The following is a 239-nucleotide window of genomic DNA, read 5'->3' as shown; positions in this document are numbered from 1 at the left end:
CAATGCTCCCCACACTCTTTAAGACGCTATTGGCTTCTAAATGCGCACTAGGCTCTTTAAGCCCCTCTAAGAGTTGCTTAAACCCATGTTCTTGCTCTTGGGCTTGGGTGTAGAGGGTTTGGGCTTGATTCTTAAGCTTGGGGGTGGTAGGGTTAGCTCCACTGCTAGGCATATAGCCTTCAAGATCAAGGCTTGGAGTCGTGTTGGGGCGTTGGCTATGGGATAGCAGAACTTCTTTA

At 49.0% G+C, this 239-nt stretch carries 1 pseudogene; it reads right to left on the bottom strand.

Features of this window, described 5'->3' with window-relative positions:
* Window positions 1-239, bottom strand: a pseudogene (locus tag EAO38_RS08800) (hypothetical protein); the annotation flags it as partial.

Origin of the sequence: Helicobacter vulpis (assembly GCF_003660395.1) — a bacterium.
GTDB lineage: Bacteria > Campylobacterota > Campylobacteria > Campylobacterales > Helicobacteraceae > Helicobacter > Helicobacter vulpis.
This window is presented reverse-complemented; position numbering and strand designations above follow the sequence as displayed.